This window comes from Roseibium porphyridii (genome assembly GCF_026191725.2).
Taxonomy (GTDB): Bacteria; Pseudomonadota; Alphaproteobacteria; order Rhizobiales; family Stappiaceae; genus Roseibium; species Roseibium porphyridii.
Genome location: NZ_CP120863.1, coordinates 764,674 through 791,445, shown reverse-complemented (window position 1 = coordinate 791,445; position 26,772 = coordinate 764,674). Strand labels below are relative to the sequence as shown.

At 55.4% G+C, this 26,772-nt stretch carries 23 protein-coding genes; 8 read left to right on the top strand and 15 right to left on the bottom strand.

Going from position 1 to position 26,772, the window contains the following annotated elements:
• Positions 1-167: 167 nt before the first annotated feature.
• Genes K1718_RS03780 through K1718_RS03770 form a run of 3 tightly spaced genes read right to left on the bottom strand, consistent with a single transcriptional unit; the run spans position 168 to position 4,478 of the window.
• A complete protein-coding gene (locus K1718_RS03780) occupies positions 168-917 on the bottom strand; it encodes a GNAT family N-acetyltransferase (protein ID WP_265679690.1) in 750 nt (249 codons plus the stop codon).
• Positions 917-2,296, bottom strand: coding sequence for an HlyD family type I secretion periplasmic adaptor subunit (locus K1718_RS03775; RefSeq protein WP_265679691.1), 1,380 nt, complete (start codon positions 2,294-2,296; stop codon positions 917-919). Before K1718_RS03775 ends, K1718_RS03780 begins: the two co-directional genes overlap by 1 nt.
• Positions 2,289-4,478: a peptidase domain-containing ABC transporter gene (locus K1718_RS03770; RefSeq protein WP_265679692.1), complete on the bottom strand. Its 2,190-nt coding sequence runs from the start codon at positions 4,476-4,478 to the stop codon at positions 2,289-2,291. Before K1718_RS03770 ends, K1718_RS03775 begins: the two co-directional genes overlap by 8 nt.
• Before the next feature lie 578 nt (positions 4,479-5,056).
• Between K1718_RS03770 and K1718_RS03765 the strand changes: the two genes are divergently transcribed.
• A complete protein-coding gene (locus K1718_RS03765) occupies positions 5,057-6,409 on the top strand; it encodes an NADase-type glycan-binding domain-containing protein (RefSeq protein WP_265679693.1) in 1,353 nt (450 codons plus the stop codon).
• 27 nt (positions 6,410-6,436) lie between these two features.
• On the opposite strand, the gene K1718_RS03760 is transcribed toward K1718_RS03765, so the two are convergent.
• The 3 genes from K1718_RS03760 to K1718_RS03750 form a co-directional block, all read right to left on the bottom strand.
• A complete protein-coding gene (locus tag K1718_RS03760; protein WP_265679694.1) occupies positions 6,437-7,993 on the bottom strand; it encodes a hypothetical protein in 1,557 nt (518 codons plus the stop codon).
• Positions 7,994-8,372: 379 nt separating this feature from the next.
• Positions 8,373-9,095 (bottom strand): M15 family metallopeptidase, encoded by a 723-nt coding sequence (locus K1718_RS03755; RefSeq protein WP_265679695.1) that lies wholly within the window; start codon positions 9,093-9,095, stop codon positions 8,373-8,375.
• Entirely contained in the window at positions 9,085-9,651 is a 567-nt protein-coding gene (locus tag K1718_RS03750; protein ID WP_265679696.1) for a sigma-70 family RNA polymerase sigma factor, read from the bottom strand. The genes K1718_RS03755 and K1718_RS03750 overlap by 11 nt, the downstream gene beginning before the upstream one ends.
• A 288-nt stretch (positions 9,652-9,939) precedes the next feature.
• On the opposite strand from K1718_RS03750, the gene K1718_RS03745 reads away from it, so the two are divergent.
• The 3 genes from K1718_RS03745 (at position 9,940) to K1718_RS03735 (ending at position 12,739) form a co-directional block, all read left to right on the top strand.
• Positions 9,940-10,449, top strand: a complete 510-nt coding sequence (locus K1718_RS03745) for an invasion associated locus B family protein (RefSeq protein WP_152499626.1) — start codon at positions 9,940-9,942, stop codon at positions 10,447-10,449.
• Positions 10,450-10,700: 251 nt separating this feature from the next.
• Positions 10,701-11,924, top strand: a complete 1,224-nt coding sequence (gene rlmN, locus K1718_RS03740) for a dual-specificity RNA methyltransferase RlmN (RefSeq protein WP_265679697.1) — start codon at positions 10,701-10,703, stop codon at positions 11,922-11,924.
• Positions 11,925-12,124: 200 nt separating this feature from the next.
• Complete coding sequence (locus K1718_RS03735; RefSeq protein ID WP_265679698.1) at positions 12,125-12,739, top strand: cytochrome P460 family protein; 615 nt, start codon at positions 12,125-12,127, stop codon at positions 12,737-12,739.
• A gap of 76 nt (positions 12,740-12,815) precedes the next feature.
• Here K1718_RS03735 and K1718_RS03730 read toward each other — a convergent pair whose 3' ends face one another.
• Together K1718_RS03730 and K1718_RS03725 are read right to left on the bottom strand one after the other, a co-directional pair.
• Positions 12,816-15,005 carry a xanthine dehydrogenase family protein molybdopterin-binding subunit gene (locus K1718_RS03730; protein WP_152499623.1) on the bottom strand — a complete coding sequence of 730 codons (2,190 nt, stop codon included), beginning with the start codon at positions 15,003-15,005 and terminating at the stop codon, positions 12,816-12,818.
• A 3-nt stretch (positions 15,006-15,008) separates the two neighbouring features.
• Positions 15,009-15,470: a (2Fe-2S)-binding protein gene (locus K1718_RS03725; protein WP_152499622.1), complete on the bottom strand. Its 462-nt coding sequence runs from the start codon at positions 15,468-15,470 to the stop codon at positions 15,009-15,011.
• Positions 15,471-15,650: 180 nt separating this feature from the next.
• Between K1718_RS03725 and K1718_RS03720 the strand changes: the two genes are divergently transcribed.
• A complete protein-coding gene (locus K1718_RS03720) occupies positions 15,651-16,250 on the top strand; it encodes a TetR/AcrR family transcriptional regulator (protein WP_265679699.1) in 600 nt (199 codons plus the stop codon).
• Positions 16,251-16,303: 53 nt separating this feature from the next.
• On the opposite strand, the gene K1718_RS03715 is transcribed toward K1718_RS03720, so the two are convergent.
• The 3 genes from K1718_RS03715 to K1718_RS03705 are packed head-to-tail and all read right to left on the bottom strand — an operon-like array spanning position 16,304 to position 19,420.
• Positions 16,304-17,857, bottom strand: coding sequence for an efflux transporter outer membrane subunit (locus tag K1718_RS03715; protein WP_265679700.1), 1,554 nt, complete (start codon positions 17,855-17,857; stop codon positions 16,304-16,306).
• A gap of 16 nt (positions 17,858-17,873) precedes the next feature.
• Complete coding sequence (locus tag K1718_RS03710) at positions 17,874-19,025, bottom strand: HlyD family secretion protein (protein WP_265679701.1); 1,152 nt, start codon at positions 19,023-19,025, stop codon at positions 17,874-17,876.
• Entirely contained in the window at positions 19,022-19,420 is a 399-nt protein-coding gene (locus K1718_RS03705) for a DUF3302 domain-containing protein (protein ID WP_152499618.1), read from the bottom strand. Before K1718_RS03705 ends, K1718_RS03710 begins: the two co-directional genes overlap by 4 nt.
• Before the next feature lie 241 nt (positions 19,421-19,661).
• Between K1718_RS03705 and K1718_RS03700 the strand changes: the two genes are divergently transcribed.
• Positions 19,662-20,882 carry an argininosuccinate synthase gene (locus K1718_RS03700; RefSeq protein WP_152499617.1) on the top strand — a complete coding sequence of 407 codons (1,221 nt, stop codon included), beginning with the start codon at positions 19,662-19,664 and terminating at the stop codon, positions 20,880-20,882.
• An 11-nt stretch (positions 20,883-20,893) separates the two neighbouring features.
• Entirely contained in the window at positions 20,894-21,577 is a 684-nt protein-coding gene (locus K1718_RS03695; RefSeq protein WP_265679702.1) for a hypothetical protein, read from the top strand.
• A 16-nt stretch (positions 21,578-21,593) separates the two neighbouring features.
• Here the strand turns inward: K1718_RS03695 and folK are convergent, their stop codons facing one another.
• The 4 genes from folK to K1718_RS03675 all read right to left on the bottom strand — a co-directional run bounded on the left by folK (position 21,594) and on the right by K1718_RS03675 (position 24,689).
• Positions 21,594-22,106 (bottom strand): 2-amino-4-hydroxy-6-hydroxymethyldihydropteridine diphosphokinase, encoded by a 513-nt coding sequence (gene folK / locus K1718_RS03690; protein WP_173005878.1) that lies wholly within the window; start codon positions 22,104-22,106, stop codon positions 21,594-21,596.
• A complete protein-coding gene (gene folP, locus K1718_RS03685) occupies positions 22,107-22,877 on the bottom strand; it encodes a dihydropteroate synthase (RefSeq protein WP_418068128.1) in 771 nt (256 codons plus the stop codon).
• Positions 22,878-23,019: 142 nt separating this feature from the next.
• The gene (locus K1718_RS03680; RefSeq protein WP_265679704.1) at positions 23,020-24,231 is read right to left on the bottom strand and encodes a multidrug effflux MFS transporter; all 1,212 of its coding nucleotides are present in this window, start codon (positions 24,229-24,231) and stop codon (positions 23,020-23,022) included.
• Positions 24,228-24,689, bottom strand: a complete 462-nt coding sequence (locus K1718_RS03675) for a MarR family winged helix-turn-helix transcriptional regulator (protein ID WP_152499613.1) — start codon at positions 24,687-24,689, stop codon at positions 24,228-24,230. The genes K1718_RS03680 and K1718_RS03675 overlap by 4 nt, the downstream gene beginning before the upstream one ends.
• A gap of 205 nt (positions 24,690-24,894) precedes the next feature.
• Between K1718_RS03675 and typA the strand changes: the two genes are divergently transcribed.
• Positions 24,895-26,718, top strand: coding sequence for a translational GTPase TypA (gene typA / locus K1718_RS03670; protein WP_152499612.1), 1,824 nt, complete (start codon positions 24,895-24,897; stop codon positions 26,716-26,718).
• The last annotated feature ends 54 nt before the right edge of the window (positions 26,719-26,772 follow it).

The window sequence follows — 26,772 nt, the reverse complement described above, 5'->3', positions numbered from 1 at the left end:
CAGATCACCGCAATCTCACGGGTCGAAAGAACGCCCTCAGGAACAATGATCTCGTTGTCTGTAACGTGAATAAGGGCTCGGCCTTGACCCGGAAGAAATGACATCCGCGATATCTCCTGAACAAGCCCCCGGAAAAATTACAAGAGGCATTTCGTAAACACAACACCTCAAGTTGCATGTTCTTGCATTTTTTTCTTGTAGACACCGCCAACCCGCACATAGTCCATCTTCTCGTAGAAACGCCCGATACGGTCGGCCTGATCCTGAGTGGAAACCGAAAAACAGATTTCGATGACGGACTTGGTTCGCGCCCAGGTCTCAAAGGCACGCATAAGTTTGATCGCAATCCGGGATTTGCGGTCCTCGGGATATATGTAGAACAACTCTTCGGCGGCCATCAGGTCGCGCGAAAAAATATAGTCGGTAACGTAGCCGAAGAGCGCGCCCTGAAGGCGCCCACGGGATTTGTGGACAAAGATCTTATGCGTTTCGGTCTCAGCCAGATACATTTCTGCAAATTCACGCGCCCGGAGCGGGTCGAAGGTGATTGAACGGTAGGCCGTTTCTGAAGCGATCGCTGCACCAAGGTTTATCAATGCATCAATATCGGAGGGCTCGGCAATCGAGACACCATCTTTGACAAGTTCACTTAACTCAAGCTCGCGGCCGCACCCCACCGTATGGCTGACCAACTTTCCCATACGCTCCTCCAGCAGGGCTTTCTGTTCTTCGTTGAGCTGATCCAGCGGCAAAACAAGGTCTCCCGGTGAAGCGGTGGCAACATACCGGTCCTGGCCATGAACGAGACCATTTTCGCCAAGAAGGTTGGCTTCTCTTGCACTCAGTGCAGCCCGCAAGGCACTCGCGTCATGCGTGGGCGACTGCCCTGTGATCAGATTTTTACGTATCCGCCGCATCAGTTTGGCTCTTTCAAACTCTCATCAAGGGCTTTGTGGAATGGATCGGTGAGATAGGAGAGGATTGATCGCTTGCCGATCTTGATTTCCGCGGTGGATGTGATGCCAGGCAGCAGTTCAAATCCGGAGGGCAGATTTCTCAGTTTGTTGTGGGTGATGGACACCCGCGCCTTGTAGTAGACCTGCGTCTGCCCGCTGGACTGGTCTTGAAGGGCATCCGGACTAATCGAAGTCAGCTCACCTTCCAATGTGCCGTGCCGTTGAAACGGAAAGGGATCCAGCTTGATGCGGACGGGCTGTCCGACATGCACCCATCCGATATCCTGCGGCGTCAAGTCGAGTTCCACATCCAGTCCCTGATCGGTTGGGACGAATGTGAACAGCACTTCAGCGGCTTCGACAACCGACCCAACTGATTTGTTGGTGACCTCCAGGATGATGCCGTCCGAGTCGGCCCTGAACTCATCAAACTCGCCCATCTTCACGATCTTCTGCAGATCGAAACGCAACTGTTCAAGCTCCGTCGTAATTGCCAACAGCCGCTCCTCGATACTGAGCGCGTAAGACGACAGAAAGAGTTCCCGCTCCACCTGCACCACATTTTTCTGGCGCGCATACCGGTCCTGCTCCCGTTCCTTTTCAACTTGTGCGGCTTCCAGGCGCTCAACTTCCGTAGATGCCTCCTGAAATCGGATGCGTGAACCCGCGTTCGATTTCAGGAGTTTTTCAGCGTTGTCGAGCTTGATCTTAGCCAGTTCCTTCTGCGCTCGAAATTGCGAAGCCTGTGCGCGTGCAACTTCGATCTGGGAATCAAGCGTCTGGACCTGAGCGTGAAATTTTTCCAGCGTTGCATCCTTCTCAAACTGACGCCGTTTGAAGAGTTCAAGCTGCAGATTGGAAAGATCGGACTTTTGCTCGGGCCTGAAAGCAAGGCCGGATTGCTCGGCCACGAGGCGCGCGCCTTCCAACTCAAGAAGGCGGATTTTTGCCTGAAGCTGACCCCTGTCGGCCTTGGTGAGCGTGGGATCCAGTGACGCTATCAAATTGCCTTCTTTGACGTAGTCCCCGGCCTTTGCATCCAGGCTCCGGATGACCGACGGTTGGTAGGGCTGCTTGACGACCGTTCTCGACTGACTGACCAGCTTGCCGCGTGCTGTGACGGTCCGGTCTATCTGAGCCCATGCGGCCCAACCGACTGCCGATACCATCAGAAACAGGATCGTGTAGAGGGAAACGCGTGCCAGATACGGCAAGCGCTTCAGCTCCACTTCGACGGAGTCCGGCTGAAAGGGAATCGCATGCCGCTCGACCTTGTCTGAGGTACCATCGGCAAGCTCGGATAGTTCAGTGGTTCTCCGGTAGCCAAACGGATCACGCATGATCTGCTCCAAGAGCATTTTTCACCTGAATGTCCCACATTCTTTGAAACGCCGGGGAAAACCGCGGGCTCCGTTCATCCAGCAACTCCCGGCGTGGCGCGAAGGCTTCGACACGCCCCTTGTCCAGAACCAGAATGCGATCCGCGTCGTGCAGGGTCGACAAACGGTGTGCGATAATCAGCATGGTTCTACCATCGGCTATCTTGCTCAGATTGCTTTGGATGATGGTCTCCGACTCAACATCGAGTGCGGACGTTGCCTCATCAAAAACAAGCAGCTTCGGATTGCGCAACAAGGCCCGCGCGATCGCCAGCCGTTGCCGCTGGCCACCCGACAGATTTGTGGCATTTTCTTCCAAAAACGTGTCGTAGCCCGAAGGAAGGTCTTCAATAAAACCCGCCGCTCCGGCAAGCTGAGCAGCCTTCCTGACGTCTTCCAACTGCGCGTGCGCCACCGTCAGGGCTATGTTTTCCCGAATGGTTCCGCGAAACAGGAAATTCTCCTGAAGCACGATTCCCACCGATCGCCGCAAATGCGCAAGATCGATTTCCCGGAGATCAATCCCATCGAATTTCACTCTGCCGTCGTTAACGGCATAAAGACCTTGCACCAATCGGGCCAGAGTGGATTTTCCCGACCCGCTTTCTCCAACGATGCCAATTGTTTCACCGGCCTCGATTGAAAACGAGACATTCTGAAGCGCGGGCTTGTCCGAACCGTCATAGGTGAATGTGACGTTCTCAAAGGTGATTTGGCCGGAGACATCCGGCGTAAGCGTTTGTGAGGAAGAATTGCCCTCCGTCCTGGTGTTCATGATGTTGCCGAGCATCCTGACGGCCAGACGCGCCTTTTGATACTCATGGATCATCTCGACAATCTTGATCAGGGGTTGGCTGACATTGCTGGACAGCATTTTGAAGGCAATCAGCTTGCCGACGGTCATGTCGCCTTTGAAGACCATATGAGCGCCCACAAACAAAATGACGACGGACATCAGCTGCTCTAGCGTTTGGACGATGCTCTCTGCCGTCGTTCCGATTTTATCGACTTTGAAGTTGGTTCGAACCGATTGCGCCGAGCTGTTGTCCCATATGCGGTTTCGCCGTGGCTCAAGAGCCATGCTTTTGATGGTCGAAATGCCGTGAATACTCTCCACAAGCAGGGACTGCCGCTCTCCTTCCGCCGAGTAGAGGCGCATGAGAGCGGAATAAAACGGACGGATCATTCCTGCGATGACCATGGCGATCAGAAGGGAGAAGCCCACCACGATCAGTCCAAGTTCCCAACTATAGAGAAAAAGAAGCGGAATAAACACAAACAGCGCGGTCGCATCGAGGGCTGTGGTCAGAACGTTTCCGGTCAGAAAATCCCGGATTTCATCCGTTTGTTGCATATGCTTTGTCAAAACGCCGGCAGTCGAACGCTGAAAGAACGAAAGGGGCAACCGGACCAGATGACCGAACGTCCGGGTGGCCGTTCTCATATCGATTTTCGACGTTGCGAATGCGAGAAGGTAGTTGCGCAGAAAGTTGAAAACGCCTTGGAACAGCAGAACAATCACGACAGCGACCGCGAGCACATTCAACGTCTGAAAGCTCTGATGGACAAGCACCTTGTCGACCGTGATCTGGAAAAAGAGCGGGACGGCCAACGCAGTAGCGTGGATCATCAGAGCAATGAGAATGATCTCCGTGAACAGCACTTTCTGTTTAAGAGCCTCTTTGAAGAACCAGCCCAGGCCGAACTCGCTGGCAACGGCCTCATCCGTGGTTCTTCTGAAGAGATATATCGTGCCTTTCCAGCCACGGCTTAAGTCTGTTGCTGCAATCGGTTCATGCTCGAATTGCTTTGTCTCCAGGCATCTTTGCGCTGAAAAAACATAGTCTCTGCCAGTTTCAGGATCTTCCGAGTAACCGGAAATTAGGAGGGTCTCGCCTGATTTGAGAACTAAAATGACCGGATAAGCCTGACCCAGCTTCCCAAATTGGCTCCAAGACAATCGCTTCGAAGAGACCTGCAAACCCAGATCCTGCGCAATTCGCAGAAGGCGCATCTCGGTAAGAGGTTCTTCACCTATGGAGTATTCAAATTCAATCTTGGCGCGATCTGCCGCCAACTCATGATGCTTAGCGATTTCGATAAGGTGATCAAGCGCTTGTGGATCGAGTTCGCCTTCATTCATGAGTGAAAATCTTCCATTGGCTTAAGTCTAAATAGTTGCTCACAGATCACAAATTCTATCAAAAGTTGTGTTTTTGCACGTAAGAATAGAGTGGAGCGATAAATGCAAGTTCAGCACCGTCAGGTGCCGGCGTTCCTTGTTATTCTTTTGTGAATTGACCTGAGCACAGCGACGGGCGTCCCACCGGGATTGCTTTGCTGCTGAGCGCAATCAAAGCGCGTTTGAGTGACCGGACAGGTATTGGTACTTGGAGCGAAAATCGCATTTTTTACAATCCATTGCGCCAAAAAGGCACCTGCGGAACGGGTGCGGACAGTGTCCAGCTAACAACAATATCAGCCGGGAGCCGTTTTTCGATCGCCCGCGATTTCCCAGTTAAGATCCCGATCAAGTTCGGCATCAATGTGGCGATGGCCGGCGCAATAGCCGTCCGGGATCGTCGTCCGATCAACGCATTCCACACCGGCCGCTCCGTCCTCGCCGGCAAGCTCAGTGCAAGCGGCGCGGCCTTCTACAAGAATTTCCTTGCCTTGACAGCCTCGCGACAGTTTTCATTCTATCGCTGTGGGAGGCTGCTGATGACTGGAATACGGAAAGCAATTGCGGGACTGATATTCTTTCTGGCCTTCGCCGGACCCGGTCCGGTCCTGGCTGCGGGCAAAGCCGCGCTCGTGATCGGCAACGGTGCCTATCAGGCGATGCCAGCGCTGCGTAATCCGGCGAACGATGCCAACCTGATTTCAGCAAAATTGGTGGAACTGGGCTTTGATGTGGTCCGGATCATAGACGGAAACCGCCAGGATTTCTGGGATGGGCTGAAGCAATTCGGCCGCAAGGCACAAGGTGCCGATGTGGCCCTGGTGTTTTATGCAGGCCACGGCGTTCAGGTAAACGGTCGTAATTGGCTACTGCCCGTCGACGCGGAAATCGAAGCCTCAACGGATCTGCCGGCACAAGCGCTCAAGGCGAACGATCTTCTGGAGATCATGGAAGCATCCGGTGCGAAGCTAAAACTTGTTTTTCTGGATGCGTGCCGAAACAACCCGCTGCCAAGATCCTTGTCTCGCGGCGCCGCCAATGGCCTTGCCCGGTTGGAGGCGAATGCTGCCGGCATGATGATCGCCTTTGCGACTTCGCCGGGGGATGTCGCATTGGACGGAAGTGGCAACAACAGCCCGTTCACAGAAGCCCTTGCCCGTTTGATCGACACACCGGATTTGGAAGTGCGCCATCTGATGGGGAAGGTGCGCGAAAGCGTTTATGTCTCGACCGGTGAGCGTCAACTCCCCTGGTTGAACGAAGCGTTGATCGGCGAGTTTTATTTCGGAGGACAGTCGTCAGAGGCCGCCGCACCTGCAACCCAATCCGACGCGACAGCGGCCAAAGTGGATAGCGGGTCGGCCGCACAAACGGCTCCTCTCGTGGCAAGCCGGGCCGAACCGACGCACTTGCCGACACCGCCATATCATCGCGATCTCTGCCAGTCGGTAAGAGACCTCGGCGGCACTGTAGAGTTTTGCGCCAGTTCAATTCTCGATCCGCAATTCGGCAACCGCTATGGACCGGGCAATCTGTTCGATCAAAATCCTTCGACAGCCTGGGTGGAAGGTGTCCGAGGCGACGGTGCCGGGCAGAAAATTCTGATAGCCTTCGACCGTCCGCGCCGCGTTGCGGGTTTTCAGATCACAAACGGCTATGCAAAGAACCGCGACATCTACCGAAAGAACGCACGCGTCAGAACCGCGATGATCACTTTGTCAGATGGCTCCACTCAAAGCGTGTCGCTGCCCGATGACATGCGCGCAAACCGGTTCACGTTCGGCGCGCCACAAGAAACGACATGGCTGGAGTTCGAAATCGGGTCCGTTTTTGCTGGCGCAAGATACAGTGATACAGCCGTATCTGAACTGGTACCGATCTTTGCCGACTAGGTCGTACACTTGGAACTCACGGCAGCGCTATCGGCCACCATCAACATATTCTCCGTCGAACCGGAACACTGCGTGACCGCTGTTGTTGTGCTGCGGTGGCACACCCACGTACATCTGCATGAAGAGTGCACCTTTCGCGTCTTTGTAAAAGGGTGCTCCGTTCCAAAGCTTGATCTTGAAGACCTCGGCATTTTCGGTTTTGAACGCCTTCACAAGCATTGCCGGAACATGGGTGACCAACTGATGATGGAACTGAGACGCCTGAGTAAAGGTGATCAGATCCGCGTCATTTTCCATGATACGCGGCCGCGAAAACCCACGCGTTATTCCACTGCTGCCAAGGGTGTAATCGACCACATTACCGGGAGCTTCGGGATCGGGCAGCGTAATACTGGCCCGGTCCTGTCGGAAGGTCATCTCAAAGAACCTGATGTCCTTGCCAAGCGTGGTTTGAAATTGCACGAACGCATCCGACATGCCTTTTAGCGACATATAGCTGTCGAAGGCGCGCAGGCTTTCCGGCAACGTCACTGAATGGATGCTTGCATCCGGGCGCACCCGCACCACAGCTTTTTCGCGGCCACCAGCAGCGCTCTGCAATTCGATGACCCACAACACGCCACGCTCGCTACCCGCTGGCGGTGGCCTGGTTGCCTCTACGCGATCGACATGGGTCCACCCCGCTGGTGCCTCGGCGCGCGCGGCGGCAACGATCTGCGGCAAACGGGCCAGTCCGCTGGCCGTAATGGCGAATGGCAGGCTCCGGCCTGTCAAAGTGTAGAATGACATCGGCTTGGCTACGGCACCCCGGCGAAAGCTACCGCCGTTCCATCGATAGGCCTGGACTTGCGCCGGATCGGTCGGCTCCACAGCATCGATTTCAACGCCGTGGGTCAGAACACTGATTTTAAAAACACTTTCCCCCGCACCAAAGATATCAGCGAAACGGCCCTGTGCATTTTCGAAAGGCCAGTCGGATTGGGTCCGCAAATTCATCGAGCGGCCCCGCTCGGTGTGGCTGATGTCGGCACCATCTAACCGCCCATCGGCCAGAACATAAACCTGACCGAATTCGCGGCCGCTTTTGATAGAAATGTTCCACTTAACGGCCCATTGCGTCTGTCCCAGGACTGGACCCAACGAGGCCACAGCCGACGTCACTTCGCCGGGCACTTTCGTCGGCAGGCCATCCGGAGCGCTACCGAGGATCTCCCACAATCTGGAAATCTGAACCTCTGCCTGACTGAAGCGCCCCGGCGGCACGATGAATTTCGGACCATCGGCCATGTGCATCGGCCCCTGAACACTATCCACGAAGCCCTGATCATTCTTGATACGCTGAACCGTCCAAAGATTGAATTCTTCTCCGTTTTGTCCAGTCGCAGCAATGACGGACAGACTGCCGGGCTGGAGCCGCAACCACAAAAGATCGCTGCCGCCGATTTGCTCGCCCAAGAGTGTCCAGGCAGTGTCAAAAGTTTTCTTGTCATTCAGATAGGTGTTTTGCGCCGATGCAGGTAATCCAAGCGAAACGATCAGAAGAAACGGCACGGCGCCGCTGAGCAGCCGTAGCAATTTGGCCATAGTACACCTCGAACTTTCTTGAATGGATCTATCTCGTCCTCAAAAAACAGCACGCTCAAAGGTCTCAAGTTGCGATGTGTTCCGGCTAATAAGGCCTGCGAGTGCCTCATCCTTGGCGGACAGGCGACGCGCCATGGTTATGTCTTGCACAACAACCGTTGCGGTCCGAAACTGCCCAGTAGGGTATCAATCTCGATTCCGCTTGAGCCGAAGCGCAGAACAGGCTTCACAACTATGAGCTACTAAAAAGTTCGCCTTCAATCATAGACGGCACGAAGCATACCGGATGTGATGCGGCTCACAATCGACCTCTTTTTCAATGTTCCATGGCTAATTGTGGCTTGAAATGGCCCGGAATGGCGTCAAAGCCCTTTGGAAATCAGCGTTTCTCGATCGCGAAACTGAAAGACCGGTTCGGAAAAGGCTCATCGCGCAGCGTGAAGTGCCACCATTCTCCTGCGTAGTTCCGAAAATTTCCAAGGCGCATAAGCTCGACAAGTTTCTTGCGCATTTGCTGCGCCTGCTTTCCCACAACCTTAGCATCGGTGCGGCTTGCCGGGTCGAAACAATCGAAGGGCGTACCGAAGTCCGCGGTGCCTCGGTCGCCTCGCGCGCAAACTGTCTGCTGTTTCCGGGGTTCGGCAACATCCAGAAACTCCAGGGAAACATCCACGGTTGACCCTCTGGCGTGACTGCTTTTGGCTCCGATATAACCCTGACGGATCAATTGTGACCGTGGAACAGACGGATAATACTCCCTGTCTGTCTCCTGTCCTGAGCCAACCCACGCGACCATGGCGTCAACGGCGGTCTGTGGGCGATAACAGTCAAACACAACGAGGGAATGCCCGGACTGGACTGCAGCATTTTGCACTTTTGCAAGAGCCTTAGCCGCAGCTTCCGTCAGAACGCATTCCTTTGCCCCGTACCCGGGCAACCGTTTGCGCATGAAATTCTGCCGGCCAGCATATCGAATGTCCTGCCGGATATCGGGTACATAGTCTTTCAGATATACGAAGCCGTCAGGCATGGCATCGGCACTAGCGGACGGGCCAAGGCCCAACATCAAAGTCGTCACAAGAAGCAGACGACTAGTCCACATCAACCGCCTCGTCGGCTTCGATCAGCTGCCGGAGACGTCCAAATGCGAGCCTGATCCTGGACTTGACTGTTCCAAGCGGCAATCCGGTTGATTCTGAAATTTCGCTGTGAGACTGGCCGGCAAAAAAGGCCAGTCGAACGACTTCCTTTTGTTCGTCCGGCAATTTCGTCAAGGCAGCCCGCACCCGTTCCTCGCGCAGCCGCGCATCCATTTCGTCTGCGACATCCGGCAGAGGGGTCGGCTGCAACGCGGGTTCTTCGGGATCGAGCTCAGCGGTTTTTTGCCGCCGAAGCCTGTCAATGCGCCGGTTGCGCGCGATCCTGTATAGCCATGTGCTTGCAGAAGACTTTTTGGGGTCGAACAGATCAGCCTTGCGCCAAAGTGTGACCATGACGTCCTGAGCGATCTCTTCAGCCAATGCGCCATCGGCGCCCTGGTTCATAAGGTAACCCTTCAGACGCGGGGCAAAGTGATCGAACAGCTCCACAAAAGCGGTTTTGTCCCGCTCTGTAGCGACCCTTACGATCAGTCCGGAAAAATACTGCGCTTGCGCCAAAGGCCACTCTACTCCCTGCAGGCCGTTCGGTTACGCATCAATCTTTAGCAGGTTCGGCGATTTTCGAAAGGGGGGACTATAGTCTGCCACACTGTTGCCTCGATTAACCTTGAGAGCCATGAAGCTATGGATCGACGGTACCGAAAAATGAAGCGTCCAAAAAACAAAAAACAATTGCCGTGCTTCAACTCTTTCGTAACCCGCTTTAATTTATCATTAAAGCAAGGTTTATAAGACTGTCGGCAATTGAATAGAATTGACTGAAACTCAAGTCCAAACGGTGTGGAGATGATGAAAGCAAAATCGCTGGTTCTGGCCATTGCAGGTCTTGCTGTTTCGAGTGCAGTGGCTTTCGCGCAAACCCCGACGCTCATTAAGCAACACAAGGATTGGGCAGCTTATGCTCTGACGGGTGGCAGCGGGAAGGTTTGCTATGCGCTGACCAAGCCGACAACATTGCTGCCCGGCGACCGCAATCACGGAGATGTTTTCTTTTTCGTGACGTCACGGCCAGCCGAAGGTGTGAGCTCCGAACCGAGCTTGTTGGTCGGCTATCCCTTCAAGGACAAGTCTTCCGTGTCCGTGGACGTTGACGGTAAGACCTTCACACTCTTCACCAACAATGATGGTGCATGGGTGGAAAATGCGGCAACAGAAGCCCAGCTGGTCTCAGCCATGAAGGCTGGCCGGGAAATGACGGTGGCCGGTGAATCCAGCCGAGGCACCCGTACGACCTACAAGTTCTCCTTGTCGGGTGTCACTGCCGCAATCGATACAGCAGGATCGGCCTGCCGCTAACGCGTCAGGTCCTTTTCACTTGCTGACAGCAAGCCGGGCGAGCAATTTCTGCTTTTCCGGGCGATTGCGTTTGCTGCGCACCCTTTGAGTGCGTGTAACACGCCCATTCAAGTCGCGAACCTTGATTTTCCGACCATTTTGTGGTTTTGGGAGCGCTTGAATTCTAACCTGTATGTCAGGTTGCCCGGCAGGCGCGTTTTCTTCTCAAAGAACAGCAATATCGTGCGCCGGATGAGATGATGGATCACGACATGGCGATTACGCTCGATATCGCGCAGGACAACGCGAATGCGCCGACAATTTCAGCTGACCCGGCAAGTCAGCAGACGGCTGAGGAAAAACCGACACTGATCGGCCTGTCGCGCGAAGAACTTGGCGAGTTGCTTGGCACCATTGGCATACCGCAAAAACAATGGCGGATGCGGTCTTCGCAGCTCTGGCATTGGCTCTACGTGCGCGGTGTTTCCGAATTTTCGCAGATGACCAACATCGCCAAGGACCTGCGCCAGAAGCTTGATGATCATTTCTCGATTGCCCGGCCCGACATCGTTTCCGAACAGATTTCTGTCGATGGCACACGCAAATGGCTGTTCCGGTTTCCCCCGCGCGGTGCCGGTCGCCCCGTTGAAGTGGAAACGGTCTATATTCCCGAAGAAGGGCGCGGCACGCTTTGCGTTTCTTCTCAGGTTGGCTGCACGCTCACCTGCACCTTCTGTCACACCGGAACACAGAAACTGGTTCGCAACCTAACGGCTGAAGAAATCCTTTCGCAAATCCTGTTGGCCCGCGACCGACTGGGTGATTTTCCGGACGCCGACACTCCTCAGGGAGCGATCGTTCCGTCCGAAGGCCGCCTCATTTCCAACATTGTCATGATGGGAATGGGCGAACCGCTCTACAATTTCGACAACGTCAAGAAAGCGCTTCTGATCGCCTCCGATGGCGACGGCCTGTCCCTTTCCAAGCGCCGCATCACGCTGTCCACGTCCGGTGTCGTTCCCGAGATTTTCCGTACCGGAGACGAAATCGGCTGCATGCTGGCTATTTCACTGCACGCCGTTCGCGACGACCTGCGCGATGTCCTGGTTCCGATCAACAAAAAATGGAATATTGACGCTCTGCTGGACGCCTGCAGAAACTATCCGGGTCTCTCCAACGCCAAACGCATTACCTTTGAATATGTCATGCTGAAAGGCGTTAACGACAGCAACCAGGAAGCCCTAGAGCTTGTCCGTCTGCTGAAAGGCATCCCCGCCAAGATCAATCTGATCCCGTTCAACCCTTGGCCCGGATCTGAATACGAGTGCTCAGATTGGGAACGGATCGAGGAGTTTGCCGATATCGTCAATCGCGCCGGTTACGCGTCCCCGATACGCACACCCCGCGGCAGAGACATCTTCGCTGCATGCGGCCAGTTGAAATCGGCATCGGAACGCATGCGCAAGAAGGACCGGGAAGCACTCGCAGCGTCCTGAATGCTCACCTCCTATGATCTGACCTACAGCGGCCAATTAGCGGCTGTTTTTGGTTTTTCTGGACGGCAATGCCGTTCAATATCGGACAATTCCGTGTGAACGTCATTTTTACCACCATGAATTACAGCAAAGGCTGCATTACCTATCCTTGAGGCACTCCAGTCTCGGCGACGGTCGGACGGTTTTTGAGGAGAAGGTCTATGCACATGAAGTCCGGCAGAACCATTTGTATTGCTTTTCTTATCGGTCACATCAGCACCGCAGCATTCGGTCAGAATGCAGGTATCGACAGTCACATTACCATTGAAAATCCGGCGGATTTGGCCGGCCCTGAAGCGTCGGCGATATATGACGACCTGAAAGATCGCCTCGCAACCAACTATGCGATGTCGCAGCTGAAGGAAATCGAAGACTACCAGTCATGGCCGCTCTTCAACACCGCACCTTACATCTCTGCTACGCACGGCCAGCGCTACGTCAACAACTATGCCAACGCTGTTGCATCGAACTACGCAGATCTCGAAGAGGGTGAGCTGCTTCCAACCGGTTCCATCCTGGTCAAGGACAGCATAACCGTGACCGACGATGGCGGTATTTTTCCAGGCGCATTGTTCGGCATGGAAAAACTTGCCTCCGGCGCAAGCCCGGAGACAGCAGATTGGCGCTATTTCATGGTCATCCCGGATGGCTCCATCTATGGCGATACAACGGGTGCCAACCCGGACCTCATGACGTATTGCCATGTGTGCCATAAAGCTGTTGCTGACCGGGACTATACGTTTTATGTGCCAGAAGATTTTCGGTTGACGCAATAGCGGTTTCTAGCGGGATCGGAAATCCGACAAAAAGGCCGCCCTGAGGCGGCCTTTTCGCAAGCTATTCAGGAAAAGCTTAAACCAGACCGTTCTTGGCCAGTGGCAGGCTGGTTACCCAGTTGCCTTTTGCCGCGGCGATCGCATTGGCGACAGCCGGACCGATTGGCGGTGTACCGGGTTCGCCGATACCTGTCGGAGCTTCATTCGAAGCAACAATATGCACTTCGATTTCCGGCATGTCGGACATGCGGATCGGCTCATAGGTGTCGAAATTGGTCTCTTCAACAACACCGTCAGCCAGCGTCACCTGATTGCGCAGGATCGCACCAAGGCCATATCCGATGCCGCCTTCAACCTGGGCCACAATATTGTCCGGGTTGATCGGCGTACCGCAGTCGACCGCAGCGACGACCTTTTCCACCTTCACCGTATCGTCATCCCGGAAAGAGATCTCGACAACTTCAGCAACATAGGAACCGAAGGACTTGTGCACGGCCACACCGCGGTGACGACCTTCAGCAGGTGGCGTATCCCAACCGGCCTTCTCTGCAGCAAGTTTCAACACAGCCACTTTCCGTGGATCGTCCTTGAGCATCTCCAGACGATAGGCGACCGGATCCTTCCCGGCTTCCTTCGCCAGGCGATCGATCATGGTTTCCATGACATAGGCCGTGTGCGTGTGACCGACAGACCGCCACCAGAGCACCGGAACCTGGGTTTCCTGGAAAGCCTGATCCATGTTCATCATCGGGAACGCATATGTGGTGTCATGCGCCCCTTCGGTCATGTTGTGGTCGACCCCGTCCTTCATGAGCATCTGCTCGAACGGTGTGCCCTTGATGATAGACTTGGCAGCAATGGTGTACTTGAACGCCGTGACATTGTTGTTCTCGTCGAGACCAACCTTGACCTTGTGCGCGGACATGGGGCGATAATACCCACCGGCCATATCGTCTTCACGGGTCCACACGATTTTCACGGGCGCAGCGTCCATACCGTCCGCCCGCATGGCCTGGGCAAGCGTTGTCGCCTCGACCACAGGATGCGCGTCCGCTTGCGCCCGGCGGCCGAAGGAACCACCGGCCCACAAGGTGTTGATCTTCACCTTCTCGAACGGAATCCCGAGCACGGTGGCAGCCACGTTGTGATCGATGGTCTGAATCTGGGAGCCAAGCCAGAGTTCGGCACTTTCACCATCAAAGGAAATCGCCACATCCAGCGGCTCCATCGCACCGTGGGCAAGAAACGGAAAATCGAAATCCTCCTCGATCACTCGAGCCGATGCTTCCAGAGCGGCATCGATGTCACCATCGTCGCGCACGTTCAAGCCCGGTTTGGTGGTCATTTCCTTCAGCTCTGCCATCATGACATCGCTGGAACGGGTTTCTGCAGCGCTGTCATCCCATTCAACTTCAAGCAGTTCACGCCCTTTGATCGCTGGCCACGTGGACGTTGCTATAACGGCGACACCATTCGGGATCTGCAGGACATTGACGACGCCGGGAACCTTCTTGGCTTCGGTCGCATCGAAGGATTTGACCTTGCCGCCAAAGCGGGGCGCGCGCGCAACCGTCGCAACCAGAAGACCATCCGGCTGAAAGTCCATTGTGTAGGTGTTTGGCGCACCGACTGTCTTGTTCTTGACGTCGACACGCGGGAATGACTTGCCGATATAGACCCACTGATCCGGTGTTTTCAGTGTGGGTTCGGCAGGCACATCTTCCGCGGCCGCCAGTCCGGCCAGCTCGCCAAGCGTCGCTGACTTTCCGGAAGCATGAGAGACGACACCGTTTGCAACTGAGATTTCGCCAGCCGGCACGCCCCAGTCCTTGGCTGCAGCAGCGACAATCATGGCTTTGGCAGCAGCGCCCGCCTGTCGGTATTGCATAAACGAGTTCGCCATGGCGGTGGAACCGCCTGTTCCCTGAACACCAAAGAGCGTGTTGGCGTAGACCTGGGGATTTGACGGTGCGAATTCAGCCGAAACCTGTTCACGCGCGGCGTCCAGCTCGTCGGCAACAAGTGTCGCCAGACCTGTCGCAGTGCCCTGCCCCTTGTCGAGGTGTTTGGACAAAACGACAACTGTATTGTCCGGACGGATATGGACGAACGGCTGGATCAACTCCCCGTCACCGGCAGCGGCCTGCGCTGCACGAGGCAGGTTCATCGCCAACACAAGCCCGCCGACTGCACCGGCGGAAATCTTCAGGAAGCTGCGGCGGCTTGGCTGAGCTGCTTCGAGCGGTTTTTGCAAGAGGTGCAACATCGGTTAGCCCTCCATCTTGTCAGAGGCAAGGTGAATGGCCTTGCGAATACGGGCATAAGTGGCGCAGCGGCAGACGTTTCCGTCCATGGCAGCGTCAATGTCTTCGTCTGTCGGCTTCGGCGTTTCGGCGAGCAGAGCCGTCGCGGCCATGATCTGCCCGGACTGACAATAGCCGCACTGCGGCACATCCAGTTCGTTCCAGGCCGTTTGCACTGCTTCGGCAGCTTTCGTGTTGATACCTTCGATGGTGGTGATTTCAGCACCATCCAGGTCTCCCACCAAAGTCTGGCAGGACCTAATGGCGACACCGTCCCAATGTACGGTGCAGGCGCCGCAGGCTGCGATACCACAACCGAATTTGGTTCCGGTCATTCCAAGTTCATCGCGCAATGCCCACAGCAGCGGGCTTTCAGGATCCGCATCAAGCGTGCGCGTTTCCCCGTTGATTTTTAGTGTAACAGACATGAGGAGGAGGCTCCTTTGGCTGGCCTTATCTGGCTAAAGGAAGTAAACTACACCGTGCAGTGTAATCTCAGATTTCGCATCTGTAAACGCCACAGTTTACATAGGGCGCATTTTTTGGGATGAAAGGGCCGGGGCACCACAAACAGATGAATAGGCAATCCGGGGCGAAACGAGCTGACAATGTCGGTATCTGACCAGAAAAAGAAGCAGATCATCGAAGCGGCAATCGCGGAATTTCAGGAAAGAGGCTTCGCGGGTGCGAGCATGGATCGCATTTCAGATCGTGCTCAAGTCTCCAAACGGACTGTCTACAATCACTTTGAAAGCAAGGAAGTTCTGTTCAAAGGTATCAACCAATGCCTGGCCGATCAGATTAACTCGGCGTTGGAAATGCCATATGATCCGGAACTTCCTATCCGCGAGGCGCTGATCCGCCTGGGGTGGGCTGAAGGGGAATTGATGATCAATCCCTGTTTCATGAGCCTTGCCCGCATGATCATGAGCGAAACTATCCGTGACCCCGAACTCGCTGCGGATATGAACAGCCGCATGACCAAACTATCCGTTTTTGCCGAGCATATCCAGGAAGCCATCAAAGAAGGCAAGCTGTCCGCTGACGATCCATCGGTTGCGGCCGAGCAGTTTCTGGGCCTTCTCAAGTCCAGAGCTTTTTACCCCAATATCTATGCCAGTCGTGTGCCTGAGCGACCCGAGATGGAAAAGATTATTGAGGAAAGCGTCGACATGTTTTTGGCACGATACGCAGCAAAGGCGGTCTGACAGCCCTGCCCTGTCAAAACTGGCAAACCTCATCCATCAGGCTTGCCTTTACGCTAACCTGCGTCGCCGACCGGCTTTTCCAGAAGTTTGCCCCAGCGGGTTCTTTCCGCCATCTGCTGCCGGGTTTCGTCCGAGATCAGTCCCTTGACATTTTCCGGCACCCAGCCGCCACCAAGACCCTTGTAGACAGCGATCAGATTGGTAAGCACATTCGCCTGTGCCGCGATAAGACGCGTCTCGGCCAGAAGCAGACTTCTTTGTGCATCAACCACCCGATTATATGACGCTGTACCGTCCTGATACTGCGCCTCGACTTCCCCCACCGAGCTACGGGCGGCCCTGACGCTGCGCCTGAGATAGACCGCTTCCTGCTTTGAGCGCAAAAATGCCGTGAGCGCATTTTCAACTTCTGCATAGGCGTTTAAAACCGTGTTCTTGTAGTTCAGAAGCGTTTCCTGAAACTCGGCATCCTGGACCCGAACGTTGTTCTGGATACGTCCATAGTTCAGGAAATTCCAGGAAAATCCGGGATTGATGAAACCTGCTGTCGAGCCGTTGTTGAAGAGGTTTGAAAAATCATCTGCCCTCACACCGATAGCACCGGAGATGGTAAAGGCCGGCAGTAGATCCGCCTTGGCGACCCCGATCTGTGCCGATTGCGCAGCTGCCACATATTCTGCCTGCCGGATATCAGGGCGTCGGCGAAGCATATCGGCCGGAACGCCGATCGCGACTTCCGCTGGAACCCTCGGATAGCGGTCACCGGAACGGAGCCGCGACTTCATGCCTCCTGGCGGCTCACTTAACAGCAGGCTCAAGGCATTGTATGCCTGTGACAGTTCAGCTTCATAGCCGGGAATGGACGCGAGCGTGTTGTTATAAAGCACGGTGGCTTCATCGACATCCAGCTTGGTTGCAGCTCCATTTTCAAGGCGCAACCGAGTGAGATCGAGAGACTTCTTTTGAAGCGCGGCATTCTTGCGCGCCGACGTGATCAGCTGCTGTATTTCGCGCGCAGTGACGTAAGTGGCTGCAATATCACCGGTCAGCGTCACCAGTGCATCATCATAAGAAGCGATGTTGGCCTTGAGGTTCGCATCGGCAGACTGAATGTCGCGCCTGATCTTGCCCCAGACATCAATTTCCCAGGCGGCGTCGAAGCCGGTCGACACACGCGTAATGTGATCATTGACCAGCCCGACTCGCTCCAGATCACGTATGAACGGGTCATTGGCACTGAAACGGATGCTTTTGGATCCGCCATTCAGTTCCTGAACTTGCGGAAACAGTTCACCGGTTGCAATACCGAGCTGCGCGCGGGCCTGGTAGACCCTGACACCGGCTGCCTGCAGTCCGACATTCTGCCGGTAAGCCTGCGCAATCAAGCTGTTGAGCGTTTCATCCTTGAAGACGTGCCACCACGGCACGGAATGGGCGCTGCGGCTGGTGAACCCGGTCCGGTTGTCGATGGTGAGATTGGCACCTTTGCTCCAGCTGTCGAGAACAGGAGCCTCGGGACGTTCGAAATCGGGTCCGACCATGCAGCCACCAGCGAAGAGCACGCCTGCGAGCACCCCCCAACGACCCAATTTCCGCAACCGCCCCATACGCTGAAACTCTCACTCACACATCAAAGGGAACAATGAAATTGACCCACGAATAAAGTCGCATATTCACACGTCTCAAAACCGCGACCCAGCCGCCGCCTCCACCGGTGTAAATGGCAGCTGCACCATGTGCACCCGCAGGATACCGTTTCAGTGCGGGGTCGTCGTCCAGATCGATCTCGACCGCAAATCGGCCTTGCGGGCTCATGAACATGAACTCAGGCACGCGGCCTCGCGGAATGATCTGGCCCTGTCCGGTACCATCCCAGATCGCTTTGACCTTACCCGTGAAAATCTGGCCCGGATAAATGTCGAGCGCCACTTCAACCGGCTGGCCTGGTTCCACGAATTTCAGATGTTCCTGATAAAAAGTCGCCAGAAAATAGGGATCGGCGTCAGCAACGAACGCCGCGATTGATGCAACCCTGAACCCGCCGACGACGAGACCAGGCCGTGCCTGCTGGGAAATGATGACGCCGTCTTCCGGGGCATAGATTGTTGTCTGATCAACATAATATTGCGCCTGCTCGACCTGTGCCTCGGCACCTGCAACCTGCGCATTGACGCCGTCTATTTTTGCCTCAGCGGCAAGTTGAGCCTTTTTCAGGTTGTCACGCGCTTCGTGTACCTGTGCTTGAGCTGCTGCGAGCTGCGACTCCCATTTGTCGAGTGTCTCCTGTTTGGCTCCACCCTTGGGAACAAGGTCTGAATACCGCTTCACCTGCTGTGCCGCATAAGTTTCGTTGGCCTGCGCAGCCTCAAGCGAATCCTGTGCGATGTGAATGTCTTCTTCCAGAATGAGCGCATTCTGGCGTGCATCAGCCAGATTTGCCACGGCCTCGGCCAGCTGAGCCGCATAAAGCGTCTTTTCGAACTGGTAAAGCTTGTCGCCTTTTTTCACCTTCTGGTTCTGAGCTATGAAGACCTCTTCCAAAACCGTTGGGTGTGGCAGGCGTGGCGCAATCTGGATTGTCTGCCGGATCACGTGCCCGTCAATCGTATACGGCGTGAAAAACCGGAGAAGCACGACCAGCAGGAAAAGGACGTGAAATCCAACCCAGAAGGTCACGACACCCCAGGCGATATTGAATTTCAGCCATCGAAACTTGTAAAAAACCAACCAGGCAAAGAGCGCATAAACACCCAGGATCAGAAGTGCGATCGTCATGTATGCGCACCATCTTCTGGTGATGAAGACTTGCCCGTTGGACTGTTTGTCGGCGGCTCAGCCGCATCAGCTTCAGGTGCGAGCTTTTCTCCGCCCTGCCGTGCAGTGCCGTCTTCGGGTTCCATATCTGTGTTTTTCGGCAGCTTGCGAACGTCGACGGTCATGGAGTCGTGATAGGCCCAGATCAGGGCATGTATCCAGGGAAAGACAGTAAACAGCCCGATCCAGCCGCCGAGTTTTACCGATTCTGCATGCGGATGATTGCGTTTTTCCGCAAGTTTTCCGGGCAATCCGCCCAGGGTCACCATCACGTAGAAAAACGCAATGACCACCAGAATCAGGATTACGAAGGTCAGATAGTCATAGTGGTCGAGTTCAAAATCGATCAGACTCATACCGCCTCCCAGTCTGGCCGCTTGGTTCGTTCACTTCCTGTTAACACCCTCTTCCGCCTTCGGGTCAATTGCAAGTTTCAAACCTCACTCGTGTTACCTGCAGTCTGTTTCCTGCCTGCAACAGATTGTCCTGCCCTTGCTGACGCCTAAGGGCTTGCACCGGGTAAAGAACCGGCTAAATTGCCGCAAATTTTCAACGGCGCGGACATACCGCCCCAAAAGCGAACTGGACCCTTCCTCTATGGCGCATGGTGACATCAAGAAAGTCGTGCTCGCCTATTCCGGCGGCCTCGACACATCCATCATCCTGAAATGGCTGCAAACGGAATTTGACTGCGAAGTCGTAACCTTCACAGCAGATCTCGGCCAGGGAGAGGAACTGGAACCGGCGCGCCGCAAAGCCGAGATGCTCGGCATCAAAGAAATCTATATTGATGACCTTCGAGAGGAATTCATTCGCGACTTCGTCTTTCCGATGTTCCGCGCCAACGCCGTCTATGAAGGGGTTTATCTGCTGGGCACATCAATTGCCCGGCCGCTAATCTCCAAACGCCTGATCGAAATTGCCGAAGAAACCGGCGCTGATGCGATTGCCCACGGTGCAACCGGCAAAGGGAATGACCAGGTTCGCTTCGAGCTCTCAGCCTATGCACTGAACCCGGACATCAAGGTAATCGCCCCATGGCGTGACTGGACGTTCAAATCCCGGACCGATCTGCTCGACTTTGCGGAAAAGCATCAGATCCCGGTGCCAAAAGACAAGCTTGGCGAGGCGCCTTTTTCTGTGGATGCCAACATGTTGCATTCATCTTCTGAAGGCAAAGTTCTGGAAGACCCTGCGGAAGAAGCACCCGGGTATGTTTACCAGCGCACAGTCGATCCTACCGAAGCGCCGGATGTCGTCACCGAAATCGAGATCGGTTTCGAAAAGGGCGATGCCGTTTCTCTCAACGGAGAAAAAATGTCACCGGCAACGCTCTTCGCCAAGTTGAATGACTATGGCCGTGACAATGGCATTGGCCGCCTGGATATGGTCGAAAACCGGTTTGTCGGCATGAAAAGCCGTGGCGTCTACGAGACACCGGGCGGCACCATCCTGCTTACGGCCCACCGCGCCATGGAATCCATCACGCTCGACCGCGGTGCAGCGCACCTCAAGGACGAGTTGATGCCGCGCTATTCCGAACTGATTTACAATGGCTTCTGGTTCTCGCCAGAGCGCGAAATGCTTCAGGCTTTGATCGACAAGAGCCAGGAGCATGTCACTGGCACCGTGAGTTTGAAGCTCTACAAGGGCAACGTCATTCTGGTTGGCCGGTCCTCGCCATATTCGCTTTATTCAGAAGAACTGGTGACGTTTGAAGACGATCAGGGTGCATATGACCAGAAAGATGCTGCGGGCTTCATCAAACTGAACGCCTTGCGCCTGCGCACCTTGGCCAAGCGTGACCGGCTCGGCTAACGAAGAATGATATGGAAAATCCGGCGGCAGATCTGACAGACAGTCTTGCAGCTGCTGGATTTTTCGTGCTGGGCGGGTTCTCGCCCGGCCCGGGCGACCCGGTTCCGGTTATGACAGGCGGCAGGCACCCCAAGTCTTTGCTTCTTGTCGGCAACACTGGGCCAACTCTCTGGCCGCGATTGACCTCAAGCCCGGAATTTTCTGACAACAGATCCGCCCCGCTCGACCGCTACACGAAAAGAACATTGAGTGCGATTGCCGGCGCGAATGATTTTGAAGCGCTGTTCCCGTTCGAAGGTCCTCCTTTTCATCCCTTTCAGCAATGGGCGCAGGCTTGTGGCGGATTTTCGCAAAGTCCGATGGGCGTCCTGGCCCATCACCACTATGGACCCTGGACAGGATTTCGGGCTGCGCTCCTCTCAGAGCAAACATTCGATCTGGCGACCAGGTCTGACGTTGTGGGCCCATGTGAGACCTGCAGCGGAAAACCTTGCATCGCTGCCTGCCCCGTAGGCGCGCTTTCCATCGAAAACGGGTATGACGTTCCCAAATGCCGCGACCATCTTGCCGGTACGGAAAACGCTACCTGCTGGAGCGGCTGTCTTGCCCGCAGAGCTTGCCCAATAGGTGAAGAGCACCACCAGGAACCTGCAAATGCAAGGTTCCATATGGGCAGTTTCATGCGTCTGTTATGAAGCTAATTTCTGGCAACTAATCCAGCTTCACCACACCCTCTTGATCCGGGCACGTCTCAAGAGCCTCGGCGGCTGTACGACCATCACCCAATGGGGCGTCTGGCCAGATTTCGGACAGTGGGATCAAGACGAACGCCCTGTCACCCATGCGCGGGTGCGGGATTTCCAGATCGGTCTCTTCGACTTTCTCAAGACCATAGATCAGAACGTCAATGTCGATCTTTCGCGGCCCCCAGCGGATGTCGCGCACACGACCGAGTTCGGCTTCAGTCTCCAGACACCGCTTCAGGAGGTCTTGTGGAGACAGTGTCGTATCCACCACGAGACATATGTTGACATAGTCATCCTGCGGGACCGGGCCCCAGGGAGGCGTGCGGTAGTCGGACGAACGCGTCACGACCGTGATGCCGTTGGTCCGGTCCAGCAGCTGGACGGCGTTTTCAAGATTTGCTTGCGGATCACCAAGATTGGATCCAAGCCCCAAGGCACAGCGTGTTGGAGCAAGAGGAGACTTTTTACTTATGGGCATTCAGATCGGGTTCCGTTCCAGCCAGGTTGCCTCCAGCATACGCACGCACTCGGCATGTGGACGCACGTCATGTGCACGAACTATGACTGCGCCTTTTGTCATCGCCGTAAGGTGCACGGCAAGCGAGCCGTATAACCGTTCTTCCATTTCAGCATTCAGGACGGTTCCAACCATCCGCTTGCGCGATGCTCCGGCCAAAAGAGGAAGGCCGTGCTTTTTTAAACTTTCGAAACGATTCAGGATGATGAAATTCTGGTCGATCGTCTTCCCGAATCCAAAACCCGGGTCGAGCAGCTGTTTTTCCTTAGGGATCCCCGCGCGGTCGGCCAATTCCATCGAAGCTTCAAATGCGCGGTCAATGTCGCTGAGAATATCCAGATCAGCGTCGGCACTTTCCCGATTGTGCATCATCACCACGTGCACATCGGCTTCCGCGACAACGTCCGCCATTTCCGGGTCTTTCCGAAGCCCCCAGACATCGTTGACGATGACAGCCCCTGCTTTGCACGCGCGCCTTGCGATTTCAGCCTTGTAAGTGTCGATAGAGACAGGCGTTCCAAGCGCGATGACACTTTCCAGAACCGGGTCGAGTCGTGACCATTCAACGTCAAGCGAGACAGGCTCCGAACCTGGCCTCGTGCTCTCGCCGCCGACATCCAGGATATCTGCGCCTTCCGCAATCATTGTTCTGGCGTGAACAAGTGCTGCACTTGCCGCATTGTGGTGTCCGCCGTCGGAAAAGGAATCCGGCGTGACATTCAAGATGCCCATGACATGCGGGCGGCAGTCAGGAAGACGATATTCGGCGGCTTTCACGGTACTTGTAATCCCTGTTCGCAGGCACCTGATGCCTCTTTCACGATAAAGGGTCAAGCCGTTGTCGACATGCTGTGCCGCAGACGACGGAATTGAGCTATTCTGCGGCTGCGGTTTGCGGTATCCGGCTTTTAAAAACCAGATATCCGACAATTCCGGCAATCGGCACCAACGGCAGAACCACACCGAAGCCGAGCAGTTGATCGCCCAGCAGGGCGATGACGACGCTCGCAACAATCGCGACACCACATTGCAAGAACCCGACCATGGACGATGCCGCACCGGCAATTCCCGGGAACGGCGCAAGGGACTCTGTGAAACTGGCTGGCAAAACCAGCGCCAATGCAAAGGTGAACAGGCCGACCGGAGCCATGACCGTGGCAATACTCGGCTGCTGTGTCAGCGTCAGGAAACTCATCAGAAGGGCTGCAACGACCCAGAGAGCCAAACCGAATGGCACGAGTTTTCTTGCTTCGACAAATCGCAACAAGCGGCCGGTGAGAACGGTTCCGACGATGAAGGAGCCGGATTGCAGAACCATGGTCAAGCCAAACTCCGAAGGCGACAGACCGACCTTGTGAATGAGAACGAACGGCAAGATCGTCGCAAACGTGTAAAGGCTGCCGAGGCCGCAGCCGATAAGAAGCGCAGGCGACATGAAACGCGGGTCGGTCAACAGGGTCATGTAGTTGGACGCCAGACGACGCGGTTTCAGATGATGTCTGCCCGGATCAGGATTGGTTTCGGCCTGAAAGAAGGCAACCGCGATCATGAGAGCAAGGCCATAGACAACCATGCACCAGAAGATTTCGCGCCAACCTGACAGCTCAAGAACGAAGCCTCCGATCGTCGGAGAGATGGCCGGACCAACCGCGAGCATCATGGCAATCGTATTCATGATCTTGGCCGAAGCTTCACCGGTAAACTGATCGCGCACAATCGCCCTGGAAACGGCAATGCCAACGGCAGCTCCTACACCTTGCAGTGCCCGCGCCACCAACATGAATTCGACGGTAGGGGCGAACGTCGCCAATATGCTTGACGTCAGGTAGAGCAGGAGAAACGCCATTGCGACCGGCTTGCGGCCGAAAGCGTCGGACAGCGGACCACAAACGAGCTGCGCCAACGCAAAGCCGACAAAATAGGAGGTTAAGGTCAGTTTGACAGCGCCGTCCGTCGTTCCGAAGGCTTCGACAAGCGTAGGCATGGCAGGTGTATATAGCGCCATTGAAATGGGACCGATGGCAACAAGTCCGGCCCCCAGAAGCGAAGTCCGTCTTGCGCTCATGATCGAGCTTGTTGACGTCATTTCTGTTTCCCTTTGGAAACCTCCTCAAGCAAACCGTCTTTCATGGTTTGCAGCAGCGCTTCCAGTACTTGCCTTTTGTCGGATGGGATGTTGTCCAGCGCCCTTGACCGCACGGCCTGAAGAGCTGTTCCGATATTTTCCAAAAGAGGCTGAGCCTTCGGGGTTAATTCAACCAGTTTGGCACGCCTGTCATTCGGGTCTGTACAGCGATTGATCAGTCCGGCTTTTTCCAGCGTATCGAGATACCCGACCAGGGTCATCGGCTCGACATACATGGCATCGGCCAGCACTGCCTGACGCTGGCCGGGCAAACGCCAGACATAGAACAGCGTTCGCGCCTCGCCTGCTGTCAGACCGGTATCGACTTTACTGAGTTCAGCTTCAAAATTCCGTCGCAACAACCGTGCAAGATCCACGACCAGCATGGTGACGCCGACATTCGGTTCCGGAAGACCCATTCCCGCCCCTTTTTAATAAGGTTACCTTACGAACTAGGGACTAATCTTCACCAAGTCAATGCAACGAATGGACATCGCATTGCACAATTCCCCCGCCGCACGTATAAAGGCGCCAAATTCGGCCGGGTGCCGATCCGAAATTACCTGAATTCCAGACAATGTGTGCGGGTCCGCAGGGGCCCGCTCTGTCTTTTGGAGCCCATATATGAACCTTCGTAATATTGCCATCATCGCGCACGTTGACCATGGCAAAACAACGCTCATCGACGTCCTTTTGAAACAATCGGGCGCCTTCCGGGACAATCAGCGCACTGAAGAGCGCATGATGGATTCCAACGATATTGAGCGCGAGCGCGGTATCACCATTCTGGCGAAAGTGACTTCGCTGGTCTGGAAAGACACGCGGATCAATATTGTCGACACCCCAGGCCACGCAGACTTCGGCGGCGAGGTTGAGCGCATCCTGCATATGGTTGACGGCGTTATCCTTCTGGTTGACGCGGCCGAAGGCCCCATGCCGCAGACGAAATTCGTGCTTGGCAAAGCGCTCAAGCTTGGCCTCAAGCCGATAGTCGCCATCAACAAGATCGACAAGCCGGAACAGCGCGCGGAAGAAGTCCTCGACGAGGTGTTCGATCTGTTTGCGGCCCTCGATGCCAACGAAGACCAGCTGGACTTTCCGGTTCTTTACGGATCGGCCAAGCAGGAATGGATGGCGCAGGAGCCGGAAGGTCCGCAGGACAATATGGATCCGCTCTTCGACATGGTGCTCGACAAGGTCGCCGCACCTGCCGCCGAACCGGGCGAATTCCGCATGCTGGCGACAACAATCGAATCCGATCCGTTCCTTGGCCGCATTCTAACCGGCCGCATTGCCTCCGGTACGGCTCTGCCGAACATGCCGCTCAAGGCATTGTCTCGCGACGGCGGCTCTGTCGAAACCGGGCGTGTTTCAAAAATTCTCGCATTCCGCGGACTTGAGCGCCAGCCAATCGAAAAGGGCGAAGCGGGCGACATCGTTGCCATTGCCGGCCTGACCAAGGCAACGGTTGCCGACACGCTTTGCGCACCGGGAGTTGACGAGCCACTTCAGGCGCAACCGATTGACCCGCCGACGCTGTCCATGACTTTCCGTGTCAATGACAGTCCCCTTGCGGGCACCGAAGGCTCGAAGGTTCAGTCACGTGTTATCCGCGAACGCCTGAAGAAGGAAGCTGAGGGCAACGTTGCCCTGAAGGTGGAAGACACGGACGAACCCGATGCCTTCATCGTGTCGGGTCGCGGCGAATTGCTTCTGGCAATCCTGATTGAAAACATGCGCCGCGAAGGTTTTGAGCTTGGCGTTGGCCGCCCGCGTGTCGTTTATCAGTATGACGATGCCAACAACCGGCTTGAGCCAATCGAAGAAGTTATCATCGATGTTGACGAAGAACATTCAGGCATCGTCGTCCAGAAACTTCAGGAACGCAAAGCGGATCTGCTTGAAATGAAACCGTCAGGTGGTGGCCGGACGCGACTGGTCTTCCATGCACCGACGCGAGGACTGATCGGTTACCAGGCAGAACTCTTGTCGGATACGCGCGGTACGGCAATCTTCAACCGCCTGTTCCACGGATATGAGCCTTACAAGGGACCGATCCAGGGCCGTCACACCGGTGTGCTTCTTTCCAACGGAACGGGCGAAGCTGTCGCTTATGCTCTGTTCAACCTGGAAGATCGGGGCCCGATGATGATCGAGCCTGGAACCAAAGTCTATCCAGGCATGATTGTCGGAGAGCACACGCGCGGCAACGATCTGGAAGTCAATGTTCTGAAAGGCAAGCAGCTCACCAACATCCGCTCTGCCGGCAAGGATGACGCGGTCAAGCTGACAACGCCAATGAAACTGACGTTGGAGGCCGCACTGTCCTATATTTCGGACGATGAGCTTGTGGAAGTCACACCAAGTTCCATCCGGCTGCGCAAGGCGATCCTCGACCCGCATGAGCGCAAACGCGCCGAGCGTGCGGCGAACAAAGAATCTGCCTGATACATACATCAGGAACAAAAGACAAAAGCCCGGGCAGGACCCGGGCTTTTTCAT

Bases quoted from the DNA above. Each gene is read 5' to 3' on its own strand.
- K1718_RS03780 (WP_265679690.1), bottom strand. From the start codon at position 917: ATGCGGCGGATACGTAAAAATCTGATCACAGGGCAGTCGCCCACGCAT.
- K1718_RS03775 (WP_265679691.1), bottom strand. From the start codon at position 2,296: ATGCGTGATCCGTTTGGCTACCGGAGAACCACTGAACTATCCGAGCTT.
- K1718_RS03770 (WP_265679692.1), bottom strand. From the start codon at position 4,478: ATGAATGAAGGCGAACTCGATCCACAAGCGCTTGATCACCTTATCGAA.
- K1718_RS03765 (WP_265679693.1), top strand. From the start codon at position 5,057: ATGACTGGAATACGGAAAGCAATTGCGGGACTGATATTCTTTCTGGCC.
- K1718_RS03760 (WP_265679694.1), bottom strand. From the start codon at position 7,993: ATGGCCAAATTGCTACGGCTGCTCAGCGGCGCCGTGCCGTTTCTTCTG.
- K1718_RS03755 (WP_265679695.1), bottom strand. From the start codon at position 9,095: ATGTGGACTAGTCGTCTGCTTCTTGTGACGACTTTGATGTTGGGCCTT.
- K1718_RS03745 (WP_152499626.1), top strand. From the start codon at position 9,940: ATGATGAAAGCAAAATCGCTGGTTCTGGCCATTGCAGGTCTTGCTGTT.
- rlmN (WP_265679697.1), top strand. From the start codon at position 10,701: ATGGCGATTACGCTCGATATCGCGCAGGACAACGCGAATGCGCCGACA.
- K1718_RS03735 (WP_265679698.1), top strand. From the start codon at position 12,125: ATGCACATGAAGTCCGGCAGAACCATTTGTATTGCTTTTCTTATCGGT.
- K1718_RS03730 (WP_152499623.1), bottom strand. From the start codon at position 15,005: ATGTTGCACCTCTTGCAAAAACCGCTCGAAGCAGCTCAGCCAAGCCGC.
- K1718_RS03725 (WP_152499622.1), bottom strand. From the start codon at position 15,470: ATGTCTGTTACACTAAAAATCAACGGGGAAACGCGCACGCTTGATGCG.
- K1718_RS03720 (WP_265679699.1), top strand. From the start codon at position 15,651: ATGTCGGTATCTGACCAGAAAAAGAAGCAGATCATCGAAGCGGCAATC.
- K1718_RS03715 (WP_265679700.1), bottom strand. From the start codon at position 17,857: ATGGGGCGGTTGCGGAAATTGGGTCGTTGGGGGGTGCTCGCAGGCGTG.
- K1718_RS03710 (WP_265679701.1), bottom strand. From the start codon at position 19,025: ATGACGATCGCACTTCTGATCCTGGGTGTTTATGCGCTCTTTGCCTGG.
- K1718_RS03705 (WP_152499618.1), bottom strand. From the start codon at position 19,420: ATGAGTCTGATCGATTTTGAACTCGACCACTATGACTATCTGACCTTC.
- K1718_RS03700 (WP_152499617.1), top strand. From the start codon at position 19,662: ATGGCGCATGGTGACATCAAGAAAGTCGTGCTCGCCTATTCCGGCGGC.
- K1718_RS03695 (WP_265679702.1), top strand. From the start codon at position 20,894: ATGGAAAATCCGGCGGCAGATCTGACAGACAGTCTTGCAGCTGCTGGA.
- folK (WP_173005878.1), bottom strand. From the start codon at position 22,106: ATGCCCATAAGTAAAAAGTCTCCTCTTGCTCCAACACGCTGTGCCTTG.
- folP (WP_418068128.1), bottom strand. From the start codon at position 22,877: ATGGGCATCTTGAATGTCACGCCGGATTCCTTTTCCGACGGCGGACAC.
- K1718_RS03680 (WP_265679704.1), bottom strand. From the start codon at position 24,231: ATGACGTCAACAAGCTCGATCATGAGCGCAAGACGGACTTCGCTTCTG.
- K1718_RS03675 (WP_152499613.1), bottom strand. From the start codon at position 24,689: ATGGGTCTTCCGGAACCGAATGTCGGCGTCACCATGCTGGTCGTGGAT.
- typA (WP_152499612.1), top strand. From the start codon at position 24,895: ATGAACCTTCGTAATATTGCCATCATCGCGCACGTTGACCATGGCAAA.